23 protein-coding genes and 1 pseudogene are annotated in these 13,230 nt (G+C 41.6%); all 24 read right to left on the bottom strand.

Annotated features, from left to right (window positions below; genetic code table 11):
- Positions 1-109: 109 nt before the first annotated feature.
- The 24 genes and pseudogenes from AC27IB_RS04675 to AC27IB_RS04790 all read right to left on the bottom strand — a co-directional run bounded on the left by AC27IB_RS04675 (position 110) and on the right by AC27IB_RS04790 (position 12,741).
- Entirely contained in the window at positions 110-550 is a 441-nt protein-coding gene (locus AC27IB_RS04675; RefSeq protein ID WP_296047720.1) for a GNAT family N-acetyltransferase, read from the bottom strand.
- A 119-nt stretch (positions 551-669) separates the two neighbouring features.
- On the bottom strand, positions 670-888 hold the full coding sequence (locus AC27IB_RS04680) for a DUF6500 family protein (protein WP_296047718.1): 219 nt from the start codon (positions 886-888) through the stop codon (positions 670-672).
- Between the two features lie 488 nt (positions 889-1,376).
- The gene (locus tag AC27IB_RS04685; RefSeq protein WP_296047716.1) at positions 1,377-1,715 is read right to left on the bottom strand and encodes a hypothetical protein; all 339 of its coding nucleotides are present in this window, start codon (positions 1,713-1,715) and stop codon (positions 1,377-1,379) included.
- 124 nt (positions 1,716-1,839) lie between these two features.
- Entirely contained in the window at positions 1,840-2,025 is a 186-nt protein-coding gene (locus tag AC27IB_RS04690; RefSeq protein ID WP_296047712.1) for a hypothetical protein, read from the bottom strand.
- A gap of 36 nt (positions 2,026-2,061) precedes the next feature.
- Complete coding sequence (locus AC27IB_RS04695) at positions 2,062-2,502, bottom strand: hypothetical protein (RefSeq protein ID WP_296047710.1); 441 nt, start codon at positions 2,500-2,502, stop codon at positions 2,062-2,064.
- 90 nt (positions 2,503-2,592) lie between these two features.
- A complete protein-coding gene (locus AC27IB_RS04700; RefSeq protein WP_296047709.1) occupies positions 2,593-2,943 on the bottom strand; it encodes a hypothetical protein in 351 nt (116 codons plus the stop codon).
- 111 nt (positions 2,944-3,054) lie between these two features.
- Positions 3,055-3,468, bottom strand: coding sequence for a hypothetical protein (locus tag AC27IB_RS04705; protein WP_296047707.1), 414 nt, complete (start codon positions 3,466-3,468; stop codon positions 3,055-3,057).
- Positions 3,469-3,560: 92 nt separating this feature from the next.
- A complete protein-coding gene (locus tag AC27IB_RS04710; RefSeq protein ID WP_487119248.1) occupies positions 3,561-4,220 on the bottom strand; it encodes a hypothetical protein in 660 nt (219 codons plus the stop codon).
- Between the two features lie 106 nt (positions 4,221-4,326).
- The gene (locus AC27IB_RS04715) at positions 4,327-4,716 is read right to left on the bottom strand and encodes a hypothetical protein (protein WP_487119250.1); all 390 of its coding nucleotides are present in this window, start codon (positions 4,714-4,716) and stop codon (positions 4,327-4,329) included.
- 39 nt (positions 4,717-4,755) lie between these two features.
- Positions 4,756-5,103 (bottom strand): hypothetical protein, encoded by a 348-nt coding sequence (locus tag AC27IB_RS04720; protein ID WP_487119252.1) that lies wholly within the window; start codon positions 5,101-5,103, stop codon positions 4,756-4,758.
- Between the two features lie 27 nt (positions 5,104-5,130).
- Positions 5,131-5,601 carry a GNAT family N-acetyltransferase gene (locus tag AC27IB_RS04725; protein ID WP_487119254.1) on the bottom strand — a complete coding sequence of 157 codons (471 nt, stop codon included), beginning with the start codon at positions 5,599-5,601 and terminating at the stop codon, positions 5,131-5,133.
- A 131-nt stretch (positions 5,602-5,732) separates the two neighbouring features.
- Positions 5,733-6,074: a hypothetical protein gene (locus tag AC27IB_RS04730; RefSeq protein WP_487119256.1), complete on the bottom strand. Its 342-nt coding sequence runs from the start codon at positions 6,072-6,074 to the stop codon at positions 5,733-5,735.
- Between the two features lie 197 nt (positions 6,075-6,271).
- The gene (locus AC27IB_RS04735; protein ID WP_487119258.1) at positions 6,272-6,685 is read right to left on the bottom strand and encodes a hypothetical protein; all 414 of its coding nucleotides are present in this window, start codon (positions 6,683-6,685) and stop codon (positions 6,272-6,274) included.
- A gap of 47 nt (positions 6,686-6,732) precedes the next feature.
- A complete protein-coding gene (locus tag AC27IB_RS04740) occupies positions 6,733-7,026 on the bottom strand; it encodes a hypothetical protein (protein WP_487119260.1) in 294 nt (97 codons plus the stop codon).
- Between the two features lie 135 nt (positions 7,027-7,161).
- On the bottom strand, positions 7,162-7,599 hold the full coding sequence (locus tag AC27IB_RS04745; RefSeq protein ID WP_487119262.1) for a hypothetical protein: 438 nt from the start codon (positions 7,597-7,599) through the stop codon (positions 7,162-7,164).
- A gap of 540 nt (positions 7,600-8,139) precedes the next feature.
- Positions 8,140-8,631, bottom strand: coding sequence for a CPBP family glutamic-type intramembrane protease (locus AC27IB_RS04750; RefSeq protein WP_296047687.1), 492 nt, complete (start codon positions 8,629-8,631; stop codon positions 8,140-8,142).
- Positions 8,632-8,774: 143 nt separating this feature from the next.
- Entirely contained in the window at positions 8,775-9,248 is a 474-nt protein-coding gene (locus tag AC27IB_RS04755) for a hypothetical protein (RefSeq protein WP_487119264.1), read from the bottom strand.
- Between the two features lie 399 nt (positions 9,249-9,647).
- Complete coding sequence (locus AC27IB_RS04760) at positions 9,648-10,241, bottom strand: hypothetical protein (protein ID WP_487119266.1); 594 nt, start codon at positions 10,239-10,241, stop codon at positions 9,648-9,650.
- 75 nt (positions 10,242-10,316) lie between these two features.
- On the bottom strand, positions 10,317-10,877 hold the full coding sequence (locus tag AC27IB_RS04765) for a DUF443 domain-containing protein (RefSeq protein WP_487119268.1): 561 nt from the start codon (positions 10,875-10,877) through the stop codon (positions 10,317-10,319).
- 115 nt (positions 10,878-10,992) lie between these two features.
- A complete protein-coding gene (locus AC27IB_RS04770; protein ID WP_487119270.1) occupies positions 10,993-11,343 on the bottom strand; it encodes an ankyrin repeat domain-containing protein in 351 nt (116 codons plus the stop codon).
- Between the two features lie 120 nt (positions 11,344-11,463).
- Positions 11,464-11,727 (bottom strand): Txe/YoeB family addiction module toxin, encoded by a 264-nt coding sequence (locus tag AC27IB_RS04775; RefSeq protein WP_487119272.1) that lies wholly within the window; start codon positions 11,725-11,727, stop codon positions 11,464-11,466.
- Positions 11,720-11,974, bottom strand: a complete 255-nt coding sequence (locus tag AC27IB_RS04780) for a type II toxin-antitoxin system Phd/YefM family antitoxin (RefSeq protein WP_487119274.1) — start codon at positions 11,972-11,974, stop codon at positions 11,720-11,722. The genes AC27IB_RS04775 and AC27IB_RS04780 overlap by 8 nt, the downstream gene beginning before the upstream one ends.
- A gap of 196 nt (positions 11,975-12,170) precedes the next feature.
- Positions 12,171-12,464: a HigA family addiction module antitoxin gene (locus tag AC27IB_RS04785; protein WP_487119276.1), complete on the bottom strand. Its 294-nt coding sequence runs from the start codon at positions 12,462-12,464 to the stop codon at positions 12,171-12,173.
- Positions 12,461-12,741: pseudogene (locus AC27IB_RS04790) on the bottom strand (type II toxin-antitoxin system RelE/ParE family toxin). The gene AC27IB_RS04785 and the pseudogene AC27IB_RS04790 overlap by 4 nt, the downstream one beginning before the upstream one ends.
- Positions 12,742-13,230: the final 489 nt, after the last annotated feature.

Here is a 13,230-nt window from a genome sequence, read left to right on the forward strand (position 1 = left end):
TTGAACATCCTTTTATAATGACGACAGAAAAAAGAAAAACCAGCGGCGGTAAATAATCTGCCAGCCAAAACTTACTAACCAGAGCACGAGCCATAATTAAAACGCTTAACTATTGAGCAGCCTTAATAGCCATATGAATAAGTGGAAACGGGTTACCCTGGCTATCCAGTGCTGAACGCCCTATGCGTTTAAATCCCAGCCGTTCATAAAAGCCAATGGCTTGTGGATTTTGCTCATTCACATCCACTTTACCGGCCTCCAGTTCATTTATTGCATACTCGACCAGTGCCCGCCCTACCCCGTTACCAAAGTACCCGGGGCTTACAAACAGCATTTCAATGTTACCTGCGGCCACGCCAATAAATCCGGCTAGCTCATTGCGCAGCTTCACACCGCGTAACGCCACTGCATCAAAGTAATGCTGTAAAATAAGAGGTTTAAGTTGTGCAATATACTGCTCAGGTAAAAAGTGGTGTGTGGCTCGCACCGAAGCCTCCCACAGGTCAATAAGAGTCGGATAATCTTGCCGACTGACCTTCACGACGTCCATAACATTTCCCTAAAATAATCGGTTTACAGGTGCCTCAAATCCCCTCTTTAATGCAGCACCTCTCTAGGCTAAACATCCACATTAAAGCCACCGGCGACGGATAAGCCGCATAAACAATGCTACAACCCGCTATCTACCATATCTCTAACAATACGAGCTTTTACAAAATGATCTAGTTGGTGCGTTTGAATCCACCAGGTAGCAGCTTCCATTAGCAATTCAGGATCATCATTTTTATTAGAAAAGAACGCGTAAAAAGAAAGTCCAACGTTATCGCCTTTGGCTAATATTTTGGCATTACATACCTGTACCATTTTGTCTCGTAGGGATTGTCTCATTAATTCTGCCTAATACCTTTTAGACTAATATCACCAGGTTGTCCCAGCCCGCCTGCGGGCGACAAAATTTTTTGTTAGTTGCCACTGCTGGGTATCACCTTTTTGCGGGTTCCTGATGTGCCAAACCAAACTAATACCGCGAAAATAACAAACCGTTTTATAATATTAATATAAAAGCTTCGAGGTTCTGATTCTAAGGAATATACAACACCTCTTCGAATAACGAAGCCATCGTTTATGTCTGCCATGATTTGATAAAAAACATAAGCAGCGGCCACACAAAATAGAATTTTTAAAGGCCAATAGACCGATTCAGGTAGTTCTACGGTTACTAAACTCAAATTCATTTCTTTGAAAATTCGGCTACCTATTGGGAACTAACGCCCCACATAGGGGCATAAGCTAGCAGGCTATAATACGGAGCGAAGGGAGCCTACGTATTTTTGTCTCTAACGAGCATAGCGAATGTTAGTGCGTTTATATTGCACTTACGCTAAAGCCCCTTCAATGGCAGCAAAGGCGATAGGTACGCATCCAAGCAGAGTTATCACTGCCCCCCCCAAAACTGAACGAATAGCATTTTTTAAACCGCGATATTCCAACCAAAGTTGAGTGACAATTAACAACAATAAAGGCAGCCCAATTGAAGACATAATCGCAACGACATATTTTTCTTGAACAGAAAGAGAAAACCTTTCCAATTCCAGGATGTAGCTTAAATTGAGGTAACAGCTGGCCCCCATAAAAAGGACGGAAAGTGACAGCATTAACGCCGCCTTTGCTAGGTTTATAGTAGACTCGTTGTTGTGTGGGTAGATGTTTTCCATTTTATATCCTTATAAATTTAGCCATTACCTGTGAAACCCTTCACACCAATAACAGTAGCATTGCGCTTATGCTTTCATCAACATTCATTGTTGAAAGAAGCAACAACACAACCGGTAAACGACCCTACGCGCCTGCCATGCGGAAAAGAAAATAGCCGAAGGCCGCAAATAACACTACGCCCACCAAAACCATGGCACTCAGCGTTTTTGAACGCAGCATTGACTCAATTAAAGCGAACTCAGTTTGCATTTTAATGAGTTCAAGGTGGTCCTCAGATTTGGTATTCATGGCTTTATGCTGCTTAGTCATAAAACTTCTCCTGATAATCGTACTTATTTTCCTACATCAACTTAAGGCTACGACTAAAGACGCCCCACAAAAACCCAGGCCGGTAAATCTCATAGCAGTTTGAAACCTGGCGCTAATGACTCTCTTTACGCCCTGGAGTGAAGTTGAGTCTGCTTTTGCAAGTGCTCTCGCCATCACTACGTCCACGGAGCTTAAACCAAGCAGCGTAAACCCAATGCCGCGCAGTAAATCGTGTTGCTGATAGCCCATAGAGTATTCTTTAAAAGCCATCGCAGCGAAAAACAAAAAGACGAAACCGCTAAACCAATCAAAATTGGCGTTACCCGCCTGGGCTTGGGTAAACAGGCCTGTGAATTGGGCTAGCAAAAAGAATACCCCAATACCTATAAGGAGCCACCCCATGCCGGTAGATTCGCGAGATGAGAGTTCCACACACCCCATAATAATGGGAACCATTACCAGTAAATATCGCATCATGTATAAATCCTTTTAATCGGTACCACCGAAGTAAACACAATTATGCAGGCTTATTTTCAACCTACCGGTTTATGCTTCATTCCTGGGTTGTTATTCCCTATGTTCGGTTTTAATCAACAACGCAATTGCCGTTAACACATGGAAAATTAGCCCTAATAAGAACCAGCCTAGCACACTGCGCCCGGTTGTTTTGGCCCACCAGGCACAAAAAAACGCAAACAAGACCACTGCCAGCCCATTGCTTTTAATAGCTTCCTGAAGTTTTGAAACCTCGGTATCTGTGTCCGCCTGAGCACTTTCCAGGCTTCGTATTTTAGAATAGAGCCGGTTAACCGTTTGTTCCAGTTCGGATAAGGATGGCTGCGTGGTTGTTGCGGATGCTAGCGCGGTATATTGCCAACCAAACAAAAGAAAAACGACGGCTAAGAACTTCCCTTTCATTAGGCTAAATCTCCTTACTAGTAACTTTATCATAACGGCCGAAAACGATAACGGCAAAGTGGTTCTGCAGGTTGCCGCCCCTGTGGCCCAAACAGTTCAATGTTAGGCACATTAGCTTACGCCTACCTGAGTTTCTATATACACAGAATGTTCATCCAGCTCTCCTGTTGGACGCACTGTGACTGATTTTATCTGAACCAGAGCCTCAGGTTTAACGACATCATTTAACCAGAAATCTTCACGCAGAACGCTAAACTCGGGTTGGCCAACCGAGTAAGCACCATCGCCGTTAAAATCTTCGTCCAACGGTAAAATGGATACGATATCAACAACTTCACCATCTTCAATGAAATTACCGACATGGGTAATTTTGCCGTTAATAACATCCTCATCAATGGATTCCCACCACGCTTCACTACCAATCAACGGGTTTGTTGCAAAATACTCAGGAAAGGATGCCTTTATGTCATCATTGATTTCATTTGCCCATTCCGGTTCGTTTTTCAGTTCAAAAATAACGTCCATTTCTAATCTTCCTTAGCTCTTCACTTTTTGGCATTGGGCACCTGCAGGCAGGCAATAGTGGCGGCGCCACCTGAGTGCACTATCCTTTTTTGTTAGGTTTTTGGTAACTGCAGCTTTAACTGTTCAGCAATGATCAGCTCAATATCATATTCCACATCCAGGGTAGCCTCAGTGAGTACCATCACATGAATTTTGACTTGCCTGTCATGGGGATCAAGAGGGCTCAGCGCAACGGGAAGCATCTTGAAGTGAGTAGTCTCAGGTGATAGGCCTGGATACATTTCAGCAATCTTAGATTGGATCACAGCCCAGTTGAGCGAATGAAGGAGTTTGTTTGCTTCCTGTTCATTAACGCCTGCAGGCAAATCAACAAACACCATTGGATTAATGTCGTTCTTGTTGCTAATCAGAGTGGTTAGATAAGCAGCAATGAATTCCTCAAGCGCTGTGGTTTTCTCCCAGCCATCAGTTGACGTGGCAACAACCCGATACTTAAAGTACTTCTCTTTATCCCCGTAGGGAGTAAACACAGTAGGGAGAATGCGGTAGTTAACCTCTCGTTCTTTTAGTGCAGGGAATTGTCTTACAACAGCAAATTGCAGTTTTCGTTGGTCAATTTTTTCCAGAAACGCCTGCCCTTCTTCTTCCGTCCAGTTCTCAGGCATATCCACAGTCGTCATATTTCCAAACTCGACTCCCTGGCCGCACCCAAGTAATAACACAAGCAGGAATGCACTTATTGCCTTTTTCATCTTCATATCCTTTTACTACAACCACCAATTTATAAGGAAACCTGCCCCCTTGTTTAAGGGCGATACACAAAGCCAAAAACTCAGAGCGAAACGACTCAAGAAACCCTTATATTTCATCACTTTCCATGAAGAGCTTAGCACCCGAAGAGTTGAGCTTAAACAGAATAAAACACAGCGGAACGATATAGAGCATTAACCCGATCCAGCTGCCAGTATTGTTTTGATAGCCCGAATTGGCGTGGTTATACAGCAAAAACACTATTAGTAATCCGGTTAGAATTCTTAAGGCCGTTAAGGCCACGGGTACTTTTTTCAGAAAATAGCAGCTTGAGATAACAAGGGCCAAAGCCAGTAACGCTTGTATAGCCGCACCGGCCGGATCGCCACCGCCTTGGGTCATTGCAATGGCAACGTAAGCTACGCCCGTTAAAACCGCGAAGCTTCCAAATACAATGTATAACCAGGCGACTGCCCTGAAACTACATACAAAATTCAACGTCTATCCTTTAAATATAACGCTTAACTATAAGCATAATTACCTGACAAGTTTTAAAACCACTTCACCGTTAAAACTAACGGTCAACTGACTACAATCTTTTGTGGCTATTTGAACATCAACAAACGAGTCTTCTGCTGCACTATACATCTGCGCATCCCATAGCAACGAATCTGATGTTGGTTTTAGCGCATTTAAAACAACTAACCCAACTGCTTTAGAATTATTATCGTGGGAATAGACAGTGATCTGTGCTTTGTTTACGTCGACTAATAATCTTGCAGGCTTAGCTGAGTGATCCCAAACGCCCCCAATATCACACGCCTTGGCGTGAACAGAAAAGTTTGCGACCAACAGAATAGAGCTAACCACTAAGAACCTGAGCATGAACATCCTTTGCATATAATGCCGCAGCTAAGCGCTTTTCGCGTGCATTGCCTTGTTAAACTTGAGCTCCATAGGTTGATATACTAAACCTGCCGACTCGCCTACCCCGCCGGTGCACTCAAACCCGTACTTTTCATAAGCGGCTACTGAAGATAGTGACGCGCTGACAGTTACCGTTTCGCCACTTGCATGACTCAAAACGGATGAAAGCAGTTTTCTTCCTATGCCACTCTTCTGGCGTTCAGGACGAATAAAAAACATCGCTACATGCCTGCTTTCTTTTAACTCGATATCGCCTTCGATAATTTCGCCGCTCTCAGCAACCAACATCACGGTATCACCTTTCATTCTGTCGAAGAATGCGTCGCACGCAGCGATTTTCGAAAATGTTGCCACCCCTTCATCAGTCAATGTGCCTGCAACAGAATTAAAAAAAGCGCTCATGCAAATTGCACTTACAGCTTCAAGGTCCTTCTCTTCCAGCGCTCTGATAACCATCAATGTCTCCTAAAACCTTAACGCCCTAATCCGGCAACGAAAAAACGTGGGTATTTTTACCGCGAATTCAACTCCGAAGTTGCCAGCCTGTTTTTATCCCAGCATGCCTGGGCGCAACATAATTTTTTTGGTTAAGTGCCAGCACCCACGTTGACTCTCTTAAAACGCATAGATAACACAGTGATGATCCCGCACATTATTCCAATACTAATGGATTTGTTTAAACCTAAGGCCAGGACTATTGGTTTAAGCAAAAAGAGATGGATAATAAACATCGGAAAAAATGCAAGTATGAAAACCTTAAACTTTATGGTTGTAGTGAAAGGTTCGCCACAATCAGGGCAATTTTTGACCTTACCCCATTTATTGGCCGTTTTAGAAAAAAAGCCAATTTTCACTTCACAATTGGGGCATCTATAAAATTGTTCATTCGCTTCAAAAGCTTCATTTTTTGCTGCTGAATCAGATTTCACTTCCGTTTGGCGAGAGCTTCATTCTTGCTCTATTTCTGCTGTTCTTTCTGGAAAAGCGCTTTGATCAATCGATTGCAAAGTCTGTTCTAATTCCGAGGTCGAATATTTGGAATAATTTGGTTCCATGTACTTAATTCCCTGTGGCGGCTGACATATAGCTAATGGCTGATTCATAGCACTATGATGGCAAAGCCGCGCTATTTATTCCTCTCATCTGAGCGCGTTGTTATATTTAGCCTGCTTAATCCAGCAAATAAAATTACTGTTGTGGCTAGTATGACAGCTATAGTTAGTGAAAACCCAATGTCTTGGGCCAACCTGAATGAAACAAGGTTAAACAAACTCATTACGGCGCCAAAAACAAAAAGCAGACCTTTATGATAGCTTTTAGTCTTACCAAGAACATATATCGCAACAGCCAGGGCAATGCTGCTTGCCAAAGCTATGGGCACAATACTGATCTTAAACAAGAACCCAAGGGTTCCGGCACAACCAAATTTGGGATCGCAGTGACCCAATACGAGTGTATTAAAAGCCACAAATAAACTCGCCGGCACCACAGCACCGCTAAAAAAGAAAGAAATTTGTTTTAAAACTAAGTCCTTGTTCATAAAAATTTCCTTGACGCTAAGGGCTAGCCAACATTTTGTTATGTTTATTAATCACTCTCACAAAGAACACTTTCATTATGTAGGTAGGAATAACTAAAAAACAGTAAAAAACGATCAACTATTTTTTGTTCGTGATTATTTTGTAAAAGCGTTTTTATATGGATTAACTCATGTACGATTTTATTTGATTGCGCCGGAGTTAGTTTGGGATCCCGATAATAGCTTTCGCATATCCGCTTTAATTCAGAAAATTCATCAGCTTGATTGACATAAGAAAAGATAAATTCTTCATAGTGAGCAATTGATTCCTTTTTCGTACCTGAATACATGTCAAATGCCAAAACGACCTCCTTGTAGAGCTAATGCTCCAATTTGCGGCACAAACGCATAGACTATAATGCGAAGCAGCCCGCGTGTTTATGTCTCAGCGAACCTGCGAGCGAGTTAATGCGCGCAGTTGATAATACAAGCGCCCTTTATTGTGTGGTAAAAATAACCGGGAATTGGATATACATACCACAATTTTCTCCATACGAAATGGAAAGGTAATTCTCGCTAGCAAGATATGACTTAACCGTATAATAAATATGACCATAGCCATTTTCTTTTTTCCAAGGCGCGATAGATACGGAAAAGTCGTAATCAATTAAAGTTGCATCAAAGACAGGTTTTCCCTTAAATAACCAAATATCTTCAAACTCTGATTCTCCCAGTTTAAGCGGGAATGAAGCTTCAACAAGGAATTCGCCGTCCTTTTCTGTTGCTATTATCTGAACTTCTTCACCATATTTTTGATTCCATTCATTTACCATATCGTCGGTGGTATAGCAGCTATTTGCACAGACCGAAGACGCAAAGCAGGTTAAAGCAATAAAGGAGAGTACGTGATAATAAAAACCGTTTAAAAAACTCACTTTCCGTAAATCTCCTTCTAGTGCATAACACCTAAATATGGGGCACAAACAGGCAGATAACAACGGCGAATCCGCCTGTCTGTTTTTGTCCCAGCCAGCCTGCGAGCGACATGTATTTTTTGTTATGTGCGTTGCGACTAATCACCACCACCTCCATCGCTGTCACCGCTGGAATGTGAATCCCCCCGCATGACCAGTTCCATATGATCCCGAAGCCATACCCGAAGCCGATAACCCCAAATATAGCCACCCTACAAACCCGACGACAATCCCAGTCCAAAAGCCATTCATTAAGATTTCTGTGATAGGCACCTTACCTGATGTGCTTATCGAAGTTATTACGACAAGACAGCCAAAAAATCCAGCAATAAAGCCATAAAGGAAACCGTAAAATTTGTACTTTGATAAAAGGTTCATAATGCTTCCCTACCTTAAGCACATAACACTAAGGGCACTAATATAGCGCTATAATGCCGGAGGCGCGTCATGCTTGCATCCCTCATGAGCGCCTTGTTATGAGCTTGCTTCGAACTAAAAATTTCACAGAATTTGCATTAATAAAAAAGCTATGAAATTTTGACCTGCGTGGATGGCCATACACATTCCTAATGCTAAGTTCCTCGATTTTTCATACCAAACAACAAACGCGAAGGAAAACACGACGAATGACCAAAAGATGGTAAATCCATGTCCAAGGGCACCAAGTGAGTGAAATACACCCCATATAAATGCAGAAACGAGAGCTATGCTCCAAGTCGAGGACGTAAATCTTTTAATAATAGAAATACCCAGCCATAAAAGTAGCGTTTCAATAAGAGGAGCAAAAATAACTACATTGAAGAACAATGTAATGGCACTTTCCGGAAGCGGAGGGGGCTCAGCCTCAGGGAAAAACGTGAAAATTAAAAATGAAATTACTAAGGCAGGTATGGTTGAAATAGCAATGGTACCCAAAAGGTAGATAACTCTGTTCTGTGAAGTGTCCGATAAAAAATCGAATGGGAAAACTAAACTGTTACTGCTCTTATCCATTTAATCCTAAATTCCTTATTTGGCACATAACACCCAACTTTGGGGCACAAATACGTAGGCTAAAATACTGAGCGAAGCGAAGGGAGCCTACGTGTTTGTGTCACAACGATCGCAGTGATCGACAATAGTTGTTTGTTATGTTTTTATGCAGATACAACCTCTGTTCTTGCTTGTGCAAATCTATGGCCTAATACCGAATATGACAGCGTTAGTGCAACGCCATCTGCTATAAGACTCGCCTGCAATAAAAACATTTCAGTTGATGTGTATGCCGCTACACCAGAAAACAAAGAACTACATAACGCAAGTCCGACTAAAAGTGCGTAAAGCGTCCTGGCTTTTGAATTAAAGCTTAGGGTAAGTAAAGGAATGATAATCCATAAAATAGACGTAATTTCTTGATACCAGAGTGGAACAGTTGAGCCGAACCCATGCCACTCCATCGCATCAGCAATATCACCGGAATAGCTACCTGTTAAGAAATAAAATGATGCAGAAGTTAGTACGCTTATTGCAATTGCTATTTTAAAATATTTTTCCTTACTCATTAGTTGAATCCTTTCATTTAAAAACATAACGCCCCGCTGACTTGGTTTGTATGGTGCTGCTTTATGCAAGACATCACCTTATACAACCGTCTTTAACTTCATTTTCGATCTTGTAAACAGCAATATTACCAAACCAAAAATTATATTATTTGGAATTGCTACAACAAAAAACGTCGCCCAAAAATAACTGAACCCCTGATAGAGTAACCATTGCGCCCCAGGCCAATAAATGGCAAAAAATAAATCTTCCAGGGGATATGTAGCGCATGTACCAAACATTGATGTGATTGGATAAAGAAGCGCGATTTCTAATGCAATTACGATCAATATCTTGAAAAGTAGCTTCAAATTTACTCCAAGCACCTAACGCCCTAATAATGGACAAAACATTGTTGGCTAAAATGTTGAGGAACGAAAACAGCCAACTTTTTTTGTCCTTATTAATTAGCTTGTTAGCTGTTCCTATCACTAGACTAGAAAATAGAAAGAACCAGAAAAAACCAACATAAAAAGCCCCATTACAATATAAAAAATTGATGTCGTATTATTAGGCTTAACAGAGTTAGATATAAAATACTCATTGATACTTGAAACTAACTTAGCCAATAAGTACTTATCTTTGGATTTCTTTAATTTTAATTGACCAGTACCAACCCAGCTTTGAACCGATACTTGTAGATCAGCATTGATATCTGTCAGTTTAATTAATGAAAGCTGCTCTTCAAATTGAATATTGTTTTGATTCAATGCGTAATGTAATGAATTTCTAAATGAATCATCAGATATTCCTATAGCCATATAGCCTTTCATTTGAATCCAGAAAAAACCTAAGAGAACTACAAACATTAGCGGGCTAATGTATGACATTAAGCCAATATCACCTGTGGAAGAAGAATGAATTTCAAACGACATAATTAACTGAGGTGAAAAAGCTAACACCATAAATACAAAGAATACTTTTGATGGCAGCAACAAAGGTTTCTCTGATGCTATAACTTTAATCCCGATGTATAGAAAAAATACTGCCATAAAGGCAAAAAGAAATGGAAAATAAATGTTCAAAATAAAACTCCTTGTTGATTGAACAGCTAACGCCTAAATATGGGGCACAAACAGGCTGGCGCCATAATTTTTTTGTTAGGCTTTTTTGCCTCGTAGTTTGGCATTTACTACTTCATTTACTTCTTTCGCATTACGGCCTGTAACTGGTAAAGGATGTTCTCCACCCGCTACGCATATCAAAATTGCCGACTTCGTGTATTTCAAATAGCGAATTCTACATGCAGCAATTTCATCCCAGCATAAGCATTTGTAACCTAGAATGTTTTGATACATGACACCTGATTCATCAATTTGAACCCAATCATTTTTTCTAAACACGTTTATCGCATAAATTGTAGATAGAATAAATCCAATTACAAGCAGGATGAGCCCTTCACTTTTTCCGCTTAAGTACCCCGAAAAGCCCAGAACCGTTAGGATGCAGAAAAAAAGTAAAAAGAAAATATTCCTTCCAGTGGATGTCCAGCGGTATGGCGGAGTAACTAATTTACACGTTGTTTGATTTTCGTTTATTCGTTTAGCTATTTCATTTTTGACTTTAAGTGTGCGCTCAGGGAATGCAGCTCGATCAATTGAAGATAAAGCTTCTTCTAATTCTTCTCTGGTATAGTCTGTGTAATTTGGTTCCAACCTCATAGGTCTCCAAGAAGCCTAACTTCTATATATGGGGCACAAACAGGCAGGCTATAATGGCCAAGCTGCCCGCGTGTATGCGTCCCAGTGCGCCCTGGCGCACGACTTAATTTGATTGTTAGTTGCCACGTAAACATGACTCCAAACGCTCTTGCCAATGTGGCCTAACTCTACTTTTTATCCTAGCCCCAGACCAAGCCAAAAGTCTGACGACCTCATCTGTGGAATGATGAAGTGCGACTTCGATGGGTACTACACCATATTTACTCTCAGCATTAACGTCTACTCCATTTTCAATCAAATAATGAATCAGACTTACATCATCATTGTTGATCGCAGCAATAAGTGCTGAACCATGCATAGGATCTTGGTGATTGATATTGCCGCCTTCAGCAAGTCTCTCTTTTACTAATTCGAGGTTTCTTCCACGAGCTGCAAATATAAGTTTTTGATCAATGTTGAATGGCATAAAGATATAAATACTAGTGGCTACTAACGCCCTAATTTGGCGGCACAAACGCGTGGGCTACACTGCGCAGCAGAGCCCGCGTGTTTGTGTTCCCAACATTTGATTGTTAGCTGCCACCTACTAATAATGGTAGCGACACGAAATAACAATAATTGCCGTATCATCCACGGCGTATACTAAACGATTAGTATCATCTATTCTGCGAGACCAGAAGCCTGAAAGATTTTCTTTAAGAGCTTCCGGTTTGCCAATTCCCTCAAACGGAGAACGCTGAACATCGGTAATTAATTTATTAATGCGTTTCAAGGTTTTCTTGTCTTGAGTCTGCCAATAAACGTAACTGTTCCAGGCTTCATCAGTCCATGATAACAACCTTTTAGTCATCTATAAGATCTCGCTGAGCCGTTTGACCCATTTTAAACTGCGCAATTGAACGATTTAAGTGTTCAGCGTTCGCTGGTGAGCGGAGTAAATGTACAGTTTCCATAAGGCTGTTGTAGTAATCCAATGACATTACAACAGCATCTTCAGAATCACGACGAGTGATTACAGTAGTATCCGCATCGTTAATAACATTGTCCAAGACGGCTTTTAGACCATTTCGGGCTTCAGTAAAAGAGACAATTCTCATTTTGCACCTCACTTGTACAGGATATAGTACAAGTCTAGCTTGAAAATAATCACATGTACAGAATGTTGTGCATAACTTCGTTCGTGGCAGCTAACGCCTACATAAGGGACAGTAACACGTGGGCTAAAATCGGAGCGAAGCGACAGAGCCCACGAGTTACTGTCCCAACGAGCGTGCGAGCGGCTTAATGTGATTATTAGGCGGCATGCAGATCTATTGGCTGCACGTTATCTAAGTTGATGTTTTGCTTTGCCTGCCAAAGTTCATAGTTGTCTTGCATACTAAGCCAACTCTCAGGGCTGCGCCCTAATACCTTTGATAGCCTTAATGCCATTTCTGGCGTTACTGCACTTTTTCCCTTAACGACACGATTTATTGTAGAAGCGGCCACACCAAGATGGGTTGCAAGTGTCCTGCAACTTATGCCGTGTGGCTCCATGTAAATGGACTCAATAAATTCACCGGGATGTGGTGGGTTATGCATATTCATTCGTGATAATCCTCGTAATTTAAGATGTAAGCATTACCATCCGTGAACTCGAAAGTTACTCTCCAGTTACCGTTGACAGATATCGACCAAATGTTTGACCTTTCTCCTTTAAGTTGGTGTAGAGAGAAGCCCGGCAAATTGATCTCATCAATATCTAGCGCGGTGTGAATAGCAGCTAACTGCATGCGAAGCTTTTTCGCGTGCTTAGTTTGTATGTCTGAAGTTTTCCTTTTTCGAAAAACAGCTTCAGGCCCTTATGTTTAAATGACTTAATCATGAAAGAAGTGCAGCGCATTGCGCAACGCGGTACAACCCGACGCCTAACGCCCTAATTTGGCGGCACAAACATTTGTTATGCCTGCGAGACACTTGCCCTACGCGGCTTTGCCGCAACCGCCCGCCACAACAAACTGTTGATTTAAATAAAAACAATTACCTTAAAACAACCCTGGGCGAAAAGCCAGATGATAAAACTACTGCATGATAAGTGAGCGGGCTAGCAAAACTGACCGTGCCGAATGCTGGTGTTACCAGGTTAAAACGAATAAGTGTTGATAAAGCAGTTTTGAAAACTGAAAGCGGCAGGTACCAATACAACCTATTGAAACTGCCTTGCCCTAACCTGCTACCGGCGTACTAAACACATGAGAAATGACAACGGCGCATATCACCCGCATAAAGGGCGATAACACATGGGCTAAAATTAGGAACGAAGTGACGCAGCCCATGTGTTAGCGTCCCAGCGAGCTTGCGAGCGATTTAATGC

Source organism: Alteromonas sp. 4NH20-0104 (assembly GCF_057547795.1).

Bases quoted from the DNA above. Each gene is read 5' to 3' on its own strand.
- AC27IB_RS04695 (WP_296047710.1), bottom strand. From the start codon at position 2,502: ATGATGCGATATTTACTGGTAATGGTTCCCATTATTATGGGGTGTGTG.
- AC27IB_RS04750 (WP_296047687.1), bottom strand. From the start codon at position 8,631: ATGGATAAGAGCAGTAACAGTTTAGTTTTCCCATTCGATTTTTTATCG.
- AC27IB_RS04685 (WP_296047716.1), bottom strand. From the start codon at position 1,715: ATGGAAAACATCTACCCACACAACAACGAGTCTACTATAAACCTAGCA.
- AC27IB_RS04775 (WP_487119272.1), bottom strand. From the start codon at position 11,727: ATGACTAAAAGGTTGTTATCATGGACTGATGAAGCCTGGAACAGTTAC.
- AC27IB_RS04785 (WP_487119276.1), bottom strand. From the start codon at position 12,464: ATGAATATGCATAACCCACCACATCCCGGTGAATTTATTGAGTCCATT.
- AC27IB_RS04710 (WP_487119248.1), bottom strand. From the start codon at position 4,220: ATGAAAAAGGCAATAAGTGCATTCCTGCTTGTGTTATTACTTGGGTGC.
- AC27IB_RS04735 (WP_487119258.1), bottom strand. From the start codon at position 6,685: ATGAACAAGGACTTAGTTTTAAAACAAATTTCTTTCTTTTTTAGCGGT.
- AC27IB_RS04705 (WP_296047707.1), bottom strand. From the start codon at position 3,468: ATGGACGTTATTTTTGAACTGAAAAACGAACCGGAATGGGCAAATGAA.
- AC27IB_RS04700 (WP_296047709.1), bottom strand. From the start codon at position 2,943: ATGAAAGGGAAGTTCTTAGCCGTCGTTTTTCTTTTGTTTGGTTGGCAA.
- AC27IB_RS04680 (WP_296047718.1), bottom strand. From the start codon at position 888: ATGAGACAATCCCTACGAGACAAAATGGTACAGGTATGTAATGCCAAA.
- AC27IB_RS04675 (WP_296047720.1), bottom strand. From the start codon at position 550: ATGGACGTCGTGAAGGTCAGTCGGCAAGATTATCCGACTCTTATTGAC.
- AC27IB_RS04765 (WP_487119268.1), bottom strand. From the start codon at position 10,877: ATGAGGTTGGAACCAAATTACACAGACTATACCAGAGAAGAATTAGAA.
- AC27IB_RS04725 (WP_487119254.1), bottom strand. From the start codon at position 5,601: ATGGTTATCAGAGCGCTGGAAGAGAAGGACCTTGAAGCTGTAAGTGCA.
- AC27IB_RS04770 (WP_487119270.1), bottom strand. From the start codon at position 11,343: ATGCCATTCAACATTGATCAAAAACTTATATTTGCAGCTCGTGGAAGA.
- AC27IB_RS04690 (WP_296047712.1), bottom strand. From the start codon at position 2,025: ATGACTAAGCAGCATAAAGCCATGAATACCAAATCTGAGGACCACCTT.
- AC27IB_RS04720 (WP_487119252.1), bottom strand. From the start codon at position 5,103: ATGCTCAGGTTCTTAGTGGTTAGCTCTATTCTGTTGGTCGCAAACTTT.
- AC27IB_RS04780 (WP_487119274.1), bottom strand. From the start codon at position 11,974: ATGAGAATTGTCTCTTTTACTGAAGCCCGAAATGGTCTAAAAGCCGTC.